Raw genomic sequence first — 17749 nt, 5'->3', positions numbered from 1 at the left:
TTAATTATTTGTAAATTTATCCCACCAATTATAAATCTATAAGTGTTCCGTTTTGTTAAAACATATTCAATTTGCTTGCTGGGGCTATTGCTATCGTTTACGTGGGCAAAGGCACAGGAGAAGAGGATATGTATCGATTTTTATAACGGCACCTTCAACAGCCAGATAAATCAGTCTTTGGTACTCGATGTGCCCATTCAGCTTTCGCAGGCATCGGTACAAGGCTTTTATGATAAAATAAATGCAGGCAATTACCAGCCGGTTATAGACTCACTTACGGCTTACAAAAACCGCTATCAACTTAACGACTGGCTATATTACCAGCTCGTTCGCAAAACGGCGCAGCAGATAAGCCCCAAGGCTGATAACTATGGCCGCTATACCCTATACAAATGGTTCCTGATGGCCAAAAGCGGCTACGATGTACGCCTGGCCCTTACACGAAGCAAGGTGATATTTTACGTGTTGAATGATGAGGATATATCAGACATCCCGGCTTTTACGGTGAATTCAAAAAAATACATGTGCCTAAACTATCACGATTATGCCAGGGCCGACCTCAATCTCGATCCGCCCATACCCGTAGTTGTCGCTATCCCCGAAGCCAAAAAGGCGTTCTCCTACAAGGTTACGCGCATGCCTGATTTTAAAGCTGCCGACTACCAGGAAAAGGACCTACAGTTCACCTACCATCATAAAGCGTATTACTTTAACATTAAACTTAACCCCAACGTAGAAACCATCTTCATGAACTACCCTGGGGTAGATTTCGAAACCTATTTCAATATCCCGCTCAGCAAAGAAACCTACGGTTCGCTCATCCCGCTGCTTAAACAAAATATAAAAGGCATGAGCCAAAAAAAGGGCGTAGACTACCTGATGCACTTTACCCGCTATGCCTTTTTATATGAGGACGACGAAGAGAATTATGGCCGCGAAAAACGCCTATCGCCAGAAGAAACACTTTTTGCCCGTTACAGCGATTGCGACGACCGCGCCGCGCTGTTCTTTTACCTGGTAAAAGAAATTTACAACCTGCCCATGATAGCGCTGCTGTACCCAACGCATATTACCATGGCGGTGCAGTTTAGCAAGCCGGGAGGTAGCCCCATTTTGTACAAAGGCAACGCCTATACTGTTTGCGAGCCCACGCCTCAGCTGGATGATCTGCGTATGGGGCAGCTACCCAAAAAGCTTAAGAGCCAACCCTACGAGGTGGTTTATCAATATGTACCTGCGGCAAACGGGCAAAAAGGCTTATAATTTTGCCGTTTAGCAAAAAATACCTGCCAAAACGGAAATAATATTTGCAATTGTATTTTTTTTGATACTTTTATCCAAACCTCATTATAAACCTGCTTCTTGAAAAAGGTATTTGCAATAGTAATGCTTGCCGTGCTTATGTTCAACATGGGCGGTTACATGCTATTGTTCCAATATTTCATCAAACACTCCGACGATTTTGCCAACGAGCAGATAAGCAAAGGCCTTTATAAACCCGATGAACTGGTAGAAATAAAGATACCTGTGCACGTGCCTACAGCACAGGTTCAAGAAGATTTCCAGGCCATATCAGGCCAGGTAAAGCTAGCCGAGAATGACTACAACTACGTAGCCATGAAGATGACCCGCGATACCATGTATCTGATGTGCATTCCCAACTACGAAAAAACCAGGCTCATCGGCCAAAATATCATCACCGCCAAGAACATAAGTGATTTGCCGCTGGCCAAAAAAAATCACCTGCCGGTAGAGAAGAAATCAGGCACTGATGGTAACTACAATTATCCGCTTGCCTTGTACAACCTTGCAGTAGATACATCTACCCAAATGCCTGCTTTTACTGATCTTGTCCAAATTATTCCAAGTACCAGCCTGCCTACCCCTGCCCAACCACCCGAGCTTCAAGGCCTATTAGCATAAACAGATTTTTAATTGGGGATTGATATGCCTGCGGCTTACTGCACCTGCATGTTTCCCGGCGTAACCATACTTATGCTATTGCTGCGGTATGGTGCCCATTCCCTGTTCAGTTTATTTTTAATACGGATATTTTTATGCCTTACATAGCACTCGAAGACCACCTGCCCGGTATTACCGGCCTGCTGGAATACAGCAAGGGTACAGCACAACCTATACGCGAGCTTACCCAATTTTTACTGCGCGGCCCATCAACCCTTACCGAGGCCGAACGCGAACTAATAGCCACCGTAGTATCCTACGGCAACCAATGCGCCTTTTGCACCACAGCCCACACCGCCGCTGCCGACTTGCTGGCCGGAGAAACTGAAACTGCCGCAAGCGTAAAACAAAACATTGAAACCGCCCCCGTGAGCGAGAAGATGAAAGCGCTTTTAACCATTGCATCGCAAACGCGCGAAAGCGGCAGGGCCGTAACTACCGAAGCCGTAGAACGCGCCAAAGCTGCCGGAGCAAGCGATGTAGAGATACACGATACCGTGCTAATCGCAGCCCTGTTTTGCTTGTACAACCGCTATGTGGATGGCCTCGCAACATCATTACCAGCCGAAGCCGGTTATTACGATGTGCTGGCCGGGCGATTGGTAAACCATGGCTACACCCGGCTTCCGCAAGGTTATGACCACTTAAAAAAGGCAGTTTAATTATCCAACAAACCAAAATCAAATGGAACGTTATGGGCTAGCCATCTTCGGGAGAGGGTGTGCTATGCTCATGGTTTGTCCATAAAAACCTAACCCCTTAAACTATTACCATCAATGAAAAAGTTTTTACTCATCATATTCCTGTTATCGTCTGTTCGCGTGTTTGCGCAGGATGTAAAAATATCGGGCACCGTAACGGCCGCCGGAAGCAACGAACCGCTTAGCGGCGCCACCATCAACGTAAAAGAAAAGATTTTGGGTACCACCACCAATTCAAAAGGACAGTTCACACTATCGGCAGGCAAAATAAAATTGCCTTTCACCATCGTAATTACGGCAATAGGGTACGATCAGCAGGAAATTTCGATCACCTCGGCCAACCAAACGGTAAGTACCCAACTAGCTGTACGTACCACCCAGCTTAACGAGGTGGTAACATCGGCTACGCGCGTGAACCAAAGCATATTGCAATCGCCGGTGAGTATAGAGAAGCTTACCACCAAAGCTATCAAAGAGAACCCATCGTTCACTTTTTATGATGCTTTGGTAAACCTGAAAGGCGTAGAAGCCGTTACCAGCAGCATCACCTACAAGCAGGTAAATACCCGCGGTTTCAACACCACCGGCAACTCGCGTTTTTTGCAATTGGTAGATGGTGTAGATAACCAAACGCCGGGCCTTAACTTCTCGGTAGGTAACCAATTCGGTGCTTCGGATCTGGATGTAGAATCGGTGGAGATCATCCCCGGCGCGGCTTCGGCATTATACGGCCCGGTGGCGTTCAACGGCTTGTTGTCTATCAAAACCAAAGACCCCTTTAGATACCAGGGACTTGCAGTATCGGTAAAATCGGGCATCAATCACGTTGGCGAAACTTTTTCCGACACCAAGGGGCTGTATGATTTCGCCCTGCGCTTCGCAAAATCATTCAACGATAAATTTGCCTTTAAGTTGAACGCATCTTACCTAACCGGTTCTGATTGGATTGCTAATGACTATACCGACATCAATGCCTCCATACCCGCAGCAAACCGCGGCCCTAACAACCCCGCCCGCGATGCCTTGAATATCTACGGCGACGAGATAACCAAGAATATTACCGGCGTTGGTGTGGTAAACCGTACCGGTTACGAAGAACGCGACCTGATGAACTACGGCGTTTATAGCCTTAAGCTGAATGGCGCGCTGCAATACCGCATCAGCAATAACCTGGAAGCCATTTACCAATACAACTATGGCAGGGGCACTGCCAGCTACACCGGCAGCAGCCGTTTCGATCTGAACAACTTCGTGCTGCAAACGCACCGGCTGGAACTGAAAGGCAGCAACTTCTTTATCCGTGGTTACTCCGTTGTAGAGAACTCGCACGACTCGTACAACACCCGCTCCCTCGGTCAATTCATCAACCGCGATTGGGTGCAGGATTTGAGTGGCCAGGTGGTAAGCCCGGCCGATGCTGATAATATGTGGTTTACCCGTTACGAAGCCGCCTACAAGGGCAACGTAAGCGGTGTTAGTGCAAACGACCACACTACAGCCCGCACATTTGCAGATAAGGGCAGGTTTTTACCCGGCACGGCAGCGTTCGATGCCGCTAAGGATGCTTCTATACACAACTATGGACTAAGCGGCGCAGGCGTATTCAGCAATAGCAAATTTTACCATACCGATGGCCAATACGATTTTAGCAAGTATATCAAAGTGTTCGAATTGCTTGCAGGTGGCAGCATCCGCGAGTACAAAATGTTCACCAATGGCAGTTTATTCGATGACAAAACCAACCGCATCAGTATCAACGAGTGGGGCAGTTTTTTACAAGCCGGCAAAAAATTATTCGACGATAAACTTAAACTGACAGCTTCTATCCGTTACGATAAGAACGAGAACTTTAAGGGCAGCTTTACGCCGCGTTTCTCGGGCGTGTATTCGGTAACGCCAATGCATAACTTCAGGGCATCGTACCAAACCGGTTTCCGTAACCCAACCCCGGTAGATCAGTTTATCCACCTTAATGTTGGCCCTATTACCATACTGGGTGGCGCGCCAAATAACAGCAAAGGCTTAAACGTTTACGAAAATACATACACTTCGGCATCGGCAAACGCATTCGGTGCAGCAGTTGGTGCTGCTATTGGTGCAGGAACGCCGCCGGCGACAGCAATTGCCAAAAATAAAGATTTGCTGGTAAAATCGAATGTGGCTTACATCAAACCCGAGCAGCAAAAAGCTTTTGAAATTGGCTACAAAGGCGTAGTGAACGAAAAGCTTTTGGTTGACTTAAACTACTACCATAGCTCTTATACCGATTTCATCCTGAACACCGTAGTTATCCAGCCAACCAGCCCTGTACTGGGCGCCGATGGCAAGCCAAACATGGCAGCAGCCGGCGAGGTAGCTAACCGCGCGGTAAAAGCGTTCCAGCTTTATACCAACGCATCAGATAAGGTATCGGCACATGGTGTTAGCCTTGGCTTAACCTACCTGTTGGATAGAGGCTATGTGCTGGGCGGTAACGTAACCAAATCAAACTTTAACCTGGGCAGCGCAAATGCCAACAACATTGCGCAATACAATACACCCGAGTACAGCACCAACATGAACTTTGGCAACCCCAACGTAAACAATGGTTTTGGTTTCAACATCAACTGGCACTGGCAAAGCCAGTTTGATTGGTACGGCACCTTCAATGGTAACCGCCCGGGCCGTATAGCGGCTTATTCGCTGTTTGATGCGCAGATAAACAAAAAGCTGCCTAAGCAAAATACCATCGTCAAACTGGGAGCAAGCAATATCTTCAACAAACATATCTCGCAATCGTATGGCTCGCCGGCAATTGGCGGTATCTATTACGTAGCGCTGGTATTTGATAGCCCTTTAAAATAATCATCACATGAATGCGATAACGATAGAAATGGAAAGCGCACAAACAAAAAAAAGCACGGCATACCTGGCCATTGTATTTGTACTCTGCTTCGTAAGCAGCGTGCTGGGCGGCTCGGTATCTACCCTGATGTCGGTTTATCTCCCTGTAGTTGTAAAAGACTTACAGGGAGGTGTTGCCGCAGGCCAGTTAGACAGCATAAGCGGGTTTATCAACGCCATGTTCATCTTCGGCTGGGCCATAGGTGGCTTTACCTGGGGCATGGTAAGCGATAAAATCGGGCGTAAAAAGGCGCTTATTTATTCGATAGCCTGCTACGGCATATTCACTATTTTAACGGGCTTGATGCCCAAGTGGGAGGGCCTGGTGCTTTGCCGCTTCTTGAGTGGTTTTGGCGTTGGCGGCGAGATGGTTATCGCCATGACTTTTATCAGCGAGATATGGCCACATAAAAGCAAGGCCGTATTTATCGGTATCCTTTCCATTGCATTCCCTATTGGCATCTTTGCCGCAGGGGCCATCAATACCAAAATACCCGAATGGCGGCAGGGCTTTTTCATAGGTGCCGTGCCTTTGGCAATGGGCCTCATAGGCCTTTTTGTGATGAAAGAATCTGAGCAATGGCTCAACCACAAGCAAAAACCTTCAACCCTCGCATCAAACGCGCTTTTTTCTCCGGCAAACCGCAGGGAGGTAATAGTAGGTTCGCTGCTGTTCGGCACCATGCTTATAGGGCTTTGGGCTATCTTCTCCTGGTTGCCCACCTGGATACAAAGCCTAATTGCTACCGATGCGCCAAAACAACGCGGCATGAGCATGATGTTTTTAGGCATGGGCGGCTTAACCGGCGGCTTCTTCTCGGGCTGGCTGGTGAACCTGTTGGGCCTGCGCAAATCTATGCTGCTTTGTTTCACGGTTTGCACGGTATTATCCTTCGTGCTGTTTAAAACCAACAGCTCGGTAACAGGTGCAGTTTATGCCGAGATTGCCGTAATGGCCCTCTTCTTTGGCGCGAGCCAGGGTGTGTTATCGGCTTATATCCCTCAGCTTTTCCATACCGGTATACGGGCTACGGCAACGGGCTTTTGCTTTAATGTGGGCAGGTTGTTTACCGCCACTGCGGTGTTGTTCATCGGTGTCCTGGTATCCAGCTTGGGTGGTTATGGTAATGCTATCTTCATCTTCTCGCTGGTATTTGTAGTAGGGCTGATTATAACGCTGTTTGTGGTGAAGGATAAAGCCAAAGAGGCGCAGGTGGTAGAAATGAATATTAACAGATAATAATAAAAGACAAAATTATGGCACACATACAAGTCCCCGAGGGCGTTCCGGGCATCAGGTCGCTGGTCATGTTCAGGCCCGAAACCGGCAAATATTTATATGATTTAGCGGAGGTTTTGCTTCGCGGAGAATCGCCCATAGCGCAGGCCGACCGCGAGTTGATAGCTGCCTACGTATCGCGACGCAACGAATGCGTGTTTTGCAGCAGCAGCCACGCCGCCGCCGCAAGATGCCTTTACGGCGAAGACGACACTACAGTAGATGTTGTTTTGAAAGATATGAATGCGGCCAACATCAGTCCAAAACTAAAAACTCTGCTGAACATTGCCGGCAAGGTGCAGATATTAGGCAAGGAGGTAAAGCAGGAAGACATAGACGCTGCGAAAGCGTTAGATGCTACCGACAAGGAAATACACGATGCGGTACTGATCGCAGCTGCCTTCAGTATGTTCAACCGTTATGTAGATGGCCTTGCGAGCCTAACCCCTACCGACCCGGAAGCCTACAAGGAAATGGGCAAGCGGATGGTGCAGGGCTATGCGCTGCCACAGAAACCGGTGGATAGTTAAAGTATCGCGGCACGATTGACTCACCCCGACATCGCTACCGCTTGTCGACCCTCTCTACCTGCGGTAAAGGGGGTGAAAAAATGGAGCTACCCTCTTTCCGCTTGCGGAGAGAGGGTGGTCGAGCGAAGCAAAGACCGGGTGAGTCCAATCGGGAAGCAGGTGCGTTTAACGATAAATTAAATTACACCTATGGCACACATCAATTTAGAAAACGAACTACCCGGCATACGCGGCCTGATGGCCTACAGCCCCAAAACCGAAGCTCCCCTGAATGCGCTTGCCGAAGTTTTGCTGCGCGATGACGATAACACCCTAACTCGCGGCGACCGCGAGCTGATTGGCGCCTACGTATCGTATCTTAACGATTGCTTTTTTTGCCAGAACGTGCATGGCGCTTTGGCCGGGCATTACCTGGGCTGCAATATCCACGAGATTGATGCCATCAAAAGCGATTTTACTTCGGCAGCTATTACGCCCAAGATGAAAGCCTTATTGGCCATTGCGGCCAGCGTGCAAAAAGGCGGCAAAGCCGTAACCGAAGAGCAGGTTGCTGCGGCCCGCGCCGAAAATGCAACCGACAAGGAGATACATGATACTGTGCTGATTGCCGCAGCCTTCTGCATGTTTAACCGTTATGTAGATGGCCTGGCTACCTGGGCTCCGCAAGACAGGCAATTTTACGTGAACCGCGCCCCGCAACGCGCGTTAGACGGTTACCAAAGCAGCATTTACAAATAATATTTACCTAAACTTTTTCTAAAAAAGCTCCTCTGCGAAAGTGGAGGAGCTATTAGCATCGTCTAAACAGGAAGTTGCACCACGAATTTTGCGCCATTGCCGGGTTCGCTTTCAACACTTATCGTTCCGCCCAGGCTTTCTACTTGCTTTTTAACCATAAAAAGCCCCATGCCCTTACCCTCTACGTTGAAACTAAATCGCTTATAAAGCCCAAATAATTCGGTTCCATAACGCTTGGTGTCTATGCCGATGCAGTTGTCGGTAAAACTGATGGTGATTTGGTTATCGGCTATAAAAGATACGATTTGGATTTGAGGGGCGATATCAATCTTACGGTATTTAATACTATTGGTAATCAGGTTTTGGAAGATGCTGTATAAATAGCTCCTCACCGTGAAAAGCCCGGGTGCATTGTTAAAGCCGCAGGTAATCACAGCATGGTATTTTTGTATATCTAAGGTCAGTTCTTCTTTTATTTCGTCAACCAGGCTGGTCAAATTAATTAGCTCCTTGTTTTCGCCAAGCTGTTTGTTAACCTCCATGATCTGGTTAAGATCCAGGATAACCTTATCCAAATGATCTACCGATGAAGATAGGGCATGCAAGGTTTCGGTATCCTGCCCGGGAACCGTTTCCGTATCAAGCAAAGCAGATAGCCCCATAATGTTGGCAACAGGTGCTCTTAAGTTATGTGATATAATATAGGTAAACTGTTCCAGTTCCTGGTTGCGGCGTATCAGGTCGGCAGTCATCTTTTCGCGTTCCAGCTCTGCATGCTTCCGATCGTTTATGTCTTTCAATGTAAGTATAATGCCAACCACTTGTTTCTGTTTGTTGGTTACCCCAAACCATCTGGCCTCAACCCATGCCTGTCCGCCTTTGGGTAGATCGTATGCCACTTCGTAACAAACGGTTTCGTGGGCCATTACCCGTGCTATAATCTGTTTAACCTCGGGCCAGCGCTTTTTGGGGAAATAGTCGAACGTATTTTTGCCTAACTTGGGTACTTTTCCTAGTATATAGCGGGTTTGCCCGGCAGCTATTTTATTATACGAAACAATGCGGAGGTTCTGATCGTACAGGATAATGCCCAGATCGGTATTTTCAAAAACCGAGCGGAGGTTGGCTTCAGATTGCACCAGGGCCAGTTCATCGGCCTTTTGGCGGGTAATGTCTCGCGAAAAACACGATAAACCGATAACTTCGCCGCTTTCCCAAATGGGGTTTACTGAATAACTTAGGTAAACTTTTTCTGTGCCGGCAGGGTACTCGTTAACAAATTGCTGGGGTATGCCATCCAGTGCTTTATTGTATATCACTTTCCATTTTTCTGCTACCTGGGCGTCAAATCCGGCCAATAGCTCAAGGGAATTACTACCCTGCGTAACCTGTATACCGTACACCTGCTTTATAGTTTGACTGAACTGTTGGTTAAAGGTGATGAAGTTGAGCTCCCTATCCAGTGAGTAAACCAGGTCGCTAGTGTTTTCTATAATTGCCAGCAGGTTAGCCTCCGATTTTTTCAGCGCGTCCTGTTGCGCTTTATACTCGGTTATATCTGTTACCATTCCAAGCGTGGCTTTATAACATCCGTGCTGATCGAAAACCCCATTGATAGATACCCTGCAGATGATGCGTTTGCCGCTTTTGGTAATAAATACCGACTCATGCGTTTGTACAACGCCGGGTGCGCGACTTCTTATCCTTTTTATAGTCGCTTCCCTTTCGTTTTTTTCTTTAAAATCGTAATTGTGCCTTCCTAATATTTCTTCGGGGCTATACCCTATCATGTCGCACATTTTCTTATTCACAAAAACAGTAACCATGTTTTCGTCAATCATCCAAATGCCTTCCTGCGCTGTTTCTACAATATTGCGATAGCGTTGTTCGCTTAAAACAAGTTTCTCGTCGGCAGCTTTATGCCCGGTAACATCCCTGTAATTGGCAACAATTCCGTTTATGGGTGGCAGGTGCAGCAGATTGGTTACTTTGCCTGCAACCCAAACCCAGTGGCCGTCGGCATGCATTACCCGCCAGGTGAAGGGTTGTATTTCACCCGGGCTGGCTTTGGTTTTAGCAACAATTTCATCATGCATCTGCTGATCTGCCGGGTGAATATAGCCTTGTGTAAACCTTCGCAGTTTAAATTCATTGGCTGTGTACCCCAAAATCCTGCTCACATTGTCGCTTATAAAAAGCACTTTATCATCCACGCTGGCTACGCTTATGATTTCGTTGCTGTTTTCAATTAAAAGCCGAAGACGCAGCTCACTTGCCTTCAGATCTTCTTCTATTTTTATTTGCCCGGTAATGTCGCGCGTTACCCCGTCAACGCGCGCCAGTATTCCCTGGCTGTTCAGCGTAGGCACTACCCTTGTTTCCACCCACCGGCTACCAAGATGTTTGTGCATAATTTTGTATCGTACGCTCACCGCTTTACCTTGCAGCAGCTCAACAAAATTATCAGCCCTCATAGTTGCATTGTCTGGGTGCAGTATGCTATGCCAAAGCGTTGGGTCGGCCATAAACGCTTCTGGTTTGTAACCAAATATTTTTTCGCAAGCAGCAGATATATGTATTTGTCTGCTGTTGATTATATCACGGGCAAAAATCACCTCGTCTATAGTGCCAAGTATCCGGTTCAGCTCGTAGTTGGCCTGCGTTAGCTGTTGCTGCGATAGCTCAAGCTTGGATATATCCTGTATAAAACCGGTCACCATTTGCGGCGACCCGCCTTCATCCCTGGTTACTATTATTTTGGAATACAGGTATTTTACAGTGCCGTCTACCGCTACTATTCTGAATTTAAATTCAACGTTATCCTGCGTCCCGATGGCATCATCAAACATTTTTGGGAGTATACCGACATCTTCCGGGTGTAAATGGCGCGTAAACAATTCCAATGAAGCTGTTACCTGACCGGGTGAGTAGCCCAGAATACGATACATCCCCGCCGACCATCTCCGTTCCTGAGTTACAAGGTCTATCTGCAGACTGCCTGTTCCCGCTATCAATTCTGCAGTACCTATAAACGATTCTATTGAATTTACTTTTTGGGTAAGTTGCGCATTACAGGCTTCGAGCTTTGCTTTTTGAAGGGCATTGGCAATAGCATGTGGCAGGCGGCCAAGCGAGCCCTTAAGCAGGTAGTCTGCAACACCTTGCTGCAAAGCATCTATCGCCAATTGCTCCTGGGCAGGCTGCACTAATAAAATCATCGGCACACCGGGCGCTGCCTGCTTTAGTAAATTTAAACCTTCCAGGCAGTTGATATCGCAGCTGGAGTAAGCAGCGAGGACAATGTCGGGCGAAAAATTTGCTAACTGATGGATATAAGCATCCCGGTTACATACACCTGCCTTATCGAAATCTAGTCCGGCTTCGCTAAGTGCAAAACGTACCGCTGCTGCATCAGCAGCTACGCTTTCCAGATGTAGTATTTTTAATCGGGGCATCTAAGTTTAATCAGGGGCATTATACGGCTTGTAATACCCGTTATAATTGTCAGCTATTGTACGCATGGGGAGTGCGTTTTGTTGCCGTTATAATATTAACGATTAAACATTGATTTACAGCAAAATACACCCTAAATAAAAGTGATACTTGTCACATTTATTTAGGGTTCAATAATGGCGGTGTTACTCGCCTAAAAACTCATCAACCAAAGCTGCTACAAGCTCTGGCATTCTGCTGTTTTTTTTGCCAGTTAGCAATTCGCCCAGATACTCGCCATGGCCGCCCGGGAAGATAGCCAGTTTGGAATTGGTGATGTAGTGCGTTATTTCCACGGCATGTTCTGGCGGAGCAACGTCGGCATCGCCTGTTATGATAAGGGCGGGCACTTTTATGGTTTGGATTTCGTCGTCGGTCCAGCCCTCAAAATGCTGCATGCGGTAGAGTGATTTATCGTGCATGGCCTGCAAGCCTTGCTGCGTATTGCCCGGTATAGACAGGAACTCGTCTTTATATTGCTGGGGCATATCTTTAAAGCTGGCTTTGCTCATAAAATCCCAAAACCAGGGCTGTGCGCCACTGCGTTTGGTAAACGCCGATGCTACTATTATTTTACGCGTAAGTTGGGGGTAGCTCATAGCAATTTGCAAGGTAGTTTGCCCACCGTTACTGAAACCCATAAAATCGGCATTACTTATGCCCAGTTGGCGCAATAATTCAGCTACATCGGCGGCATCCTGTTTAAAGGTAAAGGGTGCATTGCGGTCGCTGGTGTGGCCATTGCCTTGCAGTTCTACGGCTATTACCTGCCGGTGCTGTGCCAGGAATGGGAGGATGCGCCCAAAGCTGGTGCGGATGGTAGAGCCGCCGCCATGAATCAATACCAGCGGCATGCCCTTGCCGTGTATTTCGTAATACATTTTTATGCCGTTCACTTGCTTGTATCCGCTGATGCTATCGGGTTTCATGGCTGTGTTGGTTTGAGTTAATATCTTATGGTTTGCTGAGCAAGCCTGTACAAACAAGGCCATACAGATAAGGGTAATTGCCTGCCAAAGTTGTTTTCTCATTTTATGGGTTTAAGCTATGGTTTTATCCAGGTTGGCAAACATCTGCAGCCAGCTTTGGTAGGCACCGGTTTGCTTGGCCAGTTCTTCGGCCACGGTTTGGTGCAGCGTAAAGCTACACTTATCCCCTAGCGTTTTAAACACAACGGTAGTGATGATGATACCCGGCCATTTATCATCTTTGCCGCTGTCGGCAAGGCGATTGCCTTGTGGGTCGGTAATATAAATGGAAAACACCAGCCGTTCGGGCGCAAGCACTTCCAGATACTCGCCTTTGCACCAGCAATCGCCATAAACGGGGTTATGTATACAGGTTTGGAAGCTGCCGCCGGGCCGCACGTCCATCCACAGGATATCAATGGTGCAGCCATCGGGCGCGTACCAATGCCTCAGTTGTTCAGGGTCAGTCCAGGCTTTGAATACCACCTCGCGCGGTGCATCGCACAGGTGGCTCATCCAAACTTCTTTTTCCTTGGCGTCGGTTTTATTGGTTTCCATTTTCTGCTGGTTTTGCTTGTATTTCTGCTAAAAAATTATCCAATGCGTTGAACCTGCCTGCCCATAACTTTTTCGATTCTTCCACCCAATCCGTCACCTCTGCAAGCTGGTCAAGTTTAGCCTCGCAGAAGCGCTCGCGGCCCTGCTGCCTTATGGTTACCAGTCCGCATTCGGTCAGTATTTTAATGTGGTTAGCTACCGCCTGCCGGCTCATATCGAAGGAATCGGCCACAGCGTTCAGGTTCATGGCACCGCCGGCAATGCGACTGATGATCCGACGGCGGGTAGGATCGGCAATGGCCTGGAAAACGTCTCTTCTGACAATCATATGCAAGTATATGCTTGCATTTTTTAATATGCAAGTATTTAATTGCGCAAATGCATTTTATTTTGGCCGCCTTGGCTTATTTTCCATACTGTGCTTATATTTATACTGTAGCTGATTTTTAAAAAAGCTTAACATTGGAAAAACTATTGTCCCATTTTCTTGGCAAAGGCATCCCGGAGGCAGAGGCCGCGCAGATTGTGGCTGCCTTTAAAGTGAAGAAATTTGCCAAAGGTGAACATTTTATAGAGGAGGGCAGAACCAGCAAGCACCTGGCATTCATTAACGAGGGTATTTTCCAGTATTATCATTTAAGGGATGGCAAGGAAGTGACCACCTACGTAACGGGCGAAAAAACCTTCCTGGCATCTATTGCCAGCTTTTTTTCGCAAAAGCCCAGTAAAGAATACGTGCGGGCCCTTGCCGATTCGGAAGTATTGCAGGTAAGCTATACCGAACTGGCCAAACTAAAAACAGAGAACCAGGCTTTCCGCAGCTTTTATATTTCGGCGCTGGAGAACCTCGCCATCGGTATCGACGAAAGCAAAACCAACCTCATTATGCTCACCGCCGACGAGCGCTACGCCGAATTATTAAAAAACGAACCCAAATTGCTACAGCAAATTCCCCTGCAATACCTTGCTTCCATATTGGGTATTACCCCGCGCCATTTAAGCCGTATTCGTAACAATATCAGCTAACTGCATTTATAGACAAATGTCCGGCGTAGCCGGTTTTGTATCCCGCAACTTTGTATCGTTAAAACAAACAAACGATATGAAACATTTAATTTCTGCATTCCTGCTATTAGCATCGGGCACCGCTTTCGCGCAGAGCGATTTAAAACAAAATGAATTAAGCATCAACGGTTTCCGTAACCCATCCATCGGTTTTGAATACCGCCACAATCAGTATTCGGCAAATGTCGGCTATTACACCACTGCCTTTAAAAGGGGCGAGTTCAGCAATTTTGTAAAAGTGGGTTATACCTTTTGGTTCTTCCCATCGGGTAATGGCCCTATCCCATCATCTTTTTATGCAGGCTCATCTTATATGCGCGGCTTAAACCGCAACTACGAAGGCAAGAACGCGCTGGGCACGGAAGTGGGCTACCGCTGGGTGGTATGGAAAGGCCTCAATTTGCGCATAGGCGCTATAGGCGTATCGGCCAAGGGGCAAAGCTTTAAAGTGAACCCAACCCCGGGCATCAGTTATTCGATTACCCTTTAAGCTGAATCCGCATGAATACCGAAAAATTGATAGGCATATTGTTGATTAGTGGTGCGATAGCCTTATTTATCCCTTACACTATCCTAACCGTAATCTTCGATTACCCCAGCATCCTGAGGCAAGAAACGGCCATCATTCTCACCAAATTTAAGCAAGGTGGCAGCCCGTTGATATGGACATGGTTCGCCTTCGGCGTAACAGGCGTACCGCTGATACCCGCCTACGTTTTCATCGGGCAGAAGCTGGAGAACCGTATTAGAGTAGTGCGCCTGGCCACCACCGTAGGGCTTATAGGGTTGACACTGCAAATGGTGGGTCTTCTCCGCTGGACCTTCGTGGTGCCTGTGTTGGCCAACGCCTTCGCTAACGCTGCCGACGAGGTCACCAAGGCCGCCGCCATCATGAGCTTCAAAACCATTCACCAGTTTGCGGGCGTTATTTTGGGCGAACACCTGGGCCAGTTGTGCACCATCGTGTGGACGGTATTGATATCCTACGCATTCGCCAAATTGATGTTGGTACCTAAATGGCTAACCTGGATGGGGTACATCAGCTCGGCCATTTACCTGCTGGCACAGGCGGATCTGTTTGCCACAGTTATGCCAAACTTTCTGGTTTCGAGCCCCGCAGGCTTTATTGGCAGCACGCTTTGGTTGATCTGGCTACTGATAGTAGGCGTCAAATTCCTGACGATAGAGATAAAAACCGGTGCGGAACAGAGCAATTGCAGGTATTCGGCATGGTTATAAGAGGCACCCTTTCGATATATTGATTTAAGTAGGCGAAGCGTACCGCCCGGTTTGGCAAACTGGTAAGTTTAACATCGCGAAAACGCTATTTATTATTGGGGGGCTGAGGTTTCTATTTTAACCTGGTCGAGGTTAACTATTTTGAAAACGTTAGTAAGGTATAAGTAAAAAAAGGCTAAAGAGATGGTTAATATTATAACACCTAAAACAGAGGATGAAACCTCCACGCCAGTTAAGGAGGCTTTGAATGTTGCCTGGTCGAAACCTGAATTTGATAGCAATTTATCTTCGGGGGCTGGTTCTGCATTGCTTTCCCCCTTCAACCGGCGTTTTACTGCCGCTCTTTCTTTTACACTTTTTAGCGTAATGTAAAATTGTATGGCCGAGAACACCAGGCCGCTCGATACCAAAATTAACACCAGTACAAAAATCACCACCCCATTACTTTGTTGCCTGTTCATCACCGCCTGTCGGTTGCTTAGTGCCCAAAGGTAATGTGCGCTAACAGCATCATAAGTCCTTTGATTATCAATATTTCTTTTTTCCATAGCAAGGTAGTATGCTACCTGGGCTTTACGATACGCCGCCAATATTACGGAGTCCTCTAATGAGTTATCATCATCATCCGTAATAACCTGGCTTTTTTTATCGGTTGTTGAGTATTGCAAGCGCTTGCGTGCCTTCCCTGATACATGCTTCGTGCCTTGAGTTATCCCACTTATAGGGGGCTTCACTCGTGCAGGCGCAGGGCTTGGAATTGGCTTGGCTATTGTCCCATCTATTGCTGCCGACGTATCTGAGCCCGTTTGCGCCGATGCTTTTGCACAAAAGATCAACAAAGATAAAATGATGAAATATTTAAGTTTCATGTAGATTATGGTGAAGGATTGTATAATCTGGCAGGGCGGCAGACCGTATGAATTCAAATTTAAATATTATTTTACATATAGACATAATTAATACCTTAAAAAAACAGGCTTTCATCGGCACATAAAGGTCATTGGTCGGCACAACCGGGTAGCGGGCGTAAAGTATAAACATCTTTACATCACCAATAAACCCTGCAACAATGAGTCCCCAAAAAATACTAATGCTGATCGCTGGTGCTGCGGTCTGCATTAGCCTTATCGATGCCTGCAAAAAAAGCGATACCGCAGAACCCTCAACCGCTACAACAAACACCACAACTACCACCATGTCCACCGGGACTGCTAACACCGCGGTAGAGCTAGTCTTTGGGACCAACATTAACCTGGCCAGCCTGGAGAATTACGCCGCTCAAAACATCCCGGCTTACATCACTAAAGATAACTGCGGCCCAAACCCCATTACCAATACTGCGGCTACTTTGGGCAGGGTTTTGTTTTACGATAAGGCCTTATCGGTTAATAACAGCGTAGCTTGTAGCAGTTGCCACAAACAAAGCCTGGCCTTTGGCGATGATGCCTTGCTGAGCCTGGGCGTAAACGGCGCAACCACCCGCCACTCTATGCGTTTGGCCAACAGCCGCTTTACGCAGGAGGTACGTTTCTTTTGGGATAAACGCGCCGCAACGCTGGAAGACCAAACCGTGCAGCCTATACAAAACCACAACGAGATGGGTTTTAGCGGCACCAACGGCGACCCTGGTATTGCAGCGCTCATTACCAAATTACAGGCCATTGGTTATTATCAGGAGCTTTTCAAATTTGTATATGGCGATGCAACCGTTACGCAGGCAAGGATGCAAACGGCGCTCTCTGCTTTTATCCGCAGCATACAATCGTTCGATTCTAAATTCGATGCGGGGTTAGCCGCCACACGCAACCTCAACCAGGATTTCCCCAACTTTACGGCGCAGGAAAACTTGGGAAAATCCTTGTTCATCAATCCACCTTCGCCTCCCGGCACCGTGGTTAACGGCGCAGGTTGCCAGGGCTGCCACCGCGCGCCGGAATTCGATATCGACCCGAAAGCCCTCAATAATGGCATCATCGGCGTGGCAGGCAGCACGGCCATAGATATCAGCAATACCAAGGCGCCAAGCCTGCGCAATGTGCTTAACGCAACCGGGGCCGCAAATGGCATGTTTATGCACAATGGTAGCCTTACTACCTTGCAGGCGGTAGTGGCGCACTACAACCAAATTACGGTAAACCCGGCAAACACCAACCTCGATCCGCGCCTTAATGGCGGTGGCCGCGGACAAAACCTACGCCTGAGCGCCGATCAGCAAACAGCCATTGTGGCTTTTTTAGCTACGCTTAGCGGCAAGGATGTTTATACCAATAAAAAATGGGGCAATCCGTTCCAAAATAATTAGTGTTTGGCTGGAATGGGGAATAAGGATGTAGG

Annotated in this window: 16 protein-coding genes; 11 read left to right on the top strand and 5 right to left on the bottom strand. The window is 47.5% G+C overall.

What is annotated here, in order from left to right:
* The first annotated feature begins 42 nt into the window (after positions 1-42).
* The 7 genes from E2R66_RS17865 (at position 43) to E2R66_RS17835 (ending at position 8093) form a co-directional block, all read left to right on the top strand.
* Positions 43-1263: a hypothetical protein gene (locus tag E2R66_RS17865; RefSeq protein WP_240049344.1), complete on the top strand. Its 1221-nt coding sequence runs from the start codon at positions 43-45 to the stop codon at positions 1261-1263.
* A 99-nt stretch (positions 1264-1362) separates the two neighbouring features.
* The gene (locus E2R66_RS17860; protein WP_133233045.1) at positions 1363-1923 is read left to right on the top strand and encodes a hypothetical protein; all 561 of its coding nucleotides are present in this window, start codon (positions 1363-1365) and stop codon (positions 1921-1923) included.
* Between the two features lie 134 nt (positions 1924-2057).
* Positions 2058-2624 carry a carboxymuconolactone decarboxylase family protein gene (locus E2R66_RS17855; RefSeq protein WP_133233042.1) on the top strand — a complete coding sequence of 189 codons (567 nt, stop codon included), beginning with the start codon at positions 2058-2060 and terminating at the stop codon, positions 2622-2624.
* 114 nt (positions 2625-2738) lie between these two features.
* The gene (locus tag E2R66_RS17850; protein WP_133233040.1) at positions 2739-5507 is read left to right on the top strand and encodes a TonB-dependent receptor; all 2769 of its coding nucleotides are present in this window, start codon (positions 2739-2741) and stop codon (positions 5505-5507) included.
* Positions 5508-5514: 7 nt separating this feature from the next.
* Entirely contained in the window at positions 5515-6786 is a 1272-nt protein-coding gene (locus tag E2R66_RS17845) for an MFS transporter (protein WP_204985946.1), read from the top strand.
* A 17-nt stretch (positions 6787-6803) separates the two neighbouring features.
* Positions 6804-7355: a carboxymuconolactone decarboxylase family protein gene (locus E2R66_RS17840; protein WP_133233037.1), complete on the top strand. Its 552-nt coding sequence runs from the start codon at positions 6804-6806 to the stop codon at positions 7353-7355.
* Positions 7356-7544: 189 nt separating this feature from the next.
* Entirely contained in the window at positions 7545-8093 is a 549-nt protein-coding gene (locus E2R66_RS17835; RefSeq protein ID WP_133233034.1) for a carboxymuconolactone decarboxylase family protein, read from the top strand.
* Positions 8094-8155: 62 nt separating this feature from the next.
* Here the strand turns inward: E2R66_RS17835 and E2R66_RS17830 are convergent, their stop codons facing one another.
* The 4 genes from E2R66_RS17830 to E2R66_RS17815 all read right to left on the bottom strand — a co-directional run bounded on the left by E2R66_RS17830 (position 8156) and on the right by E2R66_RS17815 (position 13439).
* A complete protein-coding gene (locus E2R66_RS17830) occupies positions 8156-11548 on the bottom strand; it encodes a PAS domain S-box protein (protein WP_133233031.1) in 3393 nt (1130 codons plus the stop codon).
* Between the two features lie 183 nt (positions 11549-11731).
* Entirely contained in the window at positions 11732-12616 is an 885-nt protein-coding gene (locus E2R66_RS17825) for an alpha/beta fold hydrolase (protein ID WP_133233029.1), read from the bottom strand.
* 9 nt (positions 12617-12625) lie between these two features.
* Positions 12626-13111, bottom strand: a complete 486-nt coding sequence (locus E2R66_RS17820) for an SRPBCC family protein (RefSeq protein ID WP_133233026.1) — start codon at positions 13109-13111, stop codon at positions 12626-12628.
* Positions 13098-13439: an ArsR/SmtB family transcription factor gene (locus tag E2R66_RS17815; protein WP_133233024.1), complete on the bottom strand. Its 342-nt coding sequence runs from the start codon at positions 13437-13439 to the stop codon at positions 13098-13100. The genes E2R66_RS17820 and E2R66_RS17815 overlap by 14 nt, the downstream gene beginning before the upstream one ends.
* Before the next feature lie 134 nt (positions 13440-13573).
* On the opposite strand from E2R66_RS17815, the gene E2R66_RS17810 reads away from it, so the two are divergent.
* The 3 genes from E2R66_RS17810 (at position 13574) to E2R66_RS17800 (ending at position 15415) form a co-directional block, all read left to right on the top strand.
* A complete protein-coding gene (locus tag E2R66_RS17810; RefSeq protein WP_133233021.1) occupies positions 13574-14137 on the top strand; it encodes a Crp/Fnr family transcriptional regulator in 564 nt (187 codons plus the stop codon).
* A gap of 76 nt (positions 14138-14213) precedes the next feature.
* Positions 14214-14666, top strand: a complete 453-nt coding sequence (locus tag E2R66_RS17805) for a hypothetical protein (RefSeq protein WP_133233018.1) — start codon at positions 14214-14216, stop codon at positions 14664-14666.
* A gap of 11 nt (positions 14667-14677) precedes the next feature.
* The gene (locus tag E2R66_RS17800; RefSeq protein ID WP_133233016.1) at positions 14678-15415 is read left to right on the top strand and encodes a DUF4386 domain-containing protein; all 738 of its coding nucleotides are present in this window, start codon (positions 14678-14680) and stop codon (positions 15413-15415) included.
* Between the two features lie 92 nt (positions 15416-15507).
* On the opposite strand, the gene E2R66_RS17795 is transcribed toward E2R66_RS17800, so the two are convergent.
* Positions 15508-16284, bottom strand: a complete 777-nt coding sequence (locus tag E2R66_RS17795; protein ID WP_133233013.1) for a hypothetical protein — start codon at positions 16282-16284, stop codon at positions 15508-15510.
* Between the two features lie 200 nt (positions 16285-16484).
* Between E2R66_RS17795 and E2R66_RS17790 the strand changes: the two genes are divergently transcribed.
* On the top strand, positions 16485-17717 hold the full coding sequence (locus E2R66_RS17790; RefSeq protein ID WP_133233010.1) for a cytochrome-c peroxidase: 1233 nt from the start codon (positions 16485-16487) through the stop codon (positions 17715-17717).
* Positions 17718-17749 lie beyond the last annotated feature (32 nt).

Origin of the sequence: Mucilaginibacter psychrotolerans (assembly GCF_004519315.1) — a bacterium.
In the GTDB taxonomy this organism is placed as follows: Bacteria; Bacteroidota; Bacteroidia; order Sphingobacteriales; family Sphingobacteriaceae; genus Mucilaginibacter; species Mucilaginibacter psychrotolerans.
Note: the sequence above shows the minus strand (reverse complement) of the source record. Positions and strands in the feature narration are given on the sequence as shown.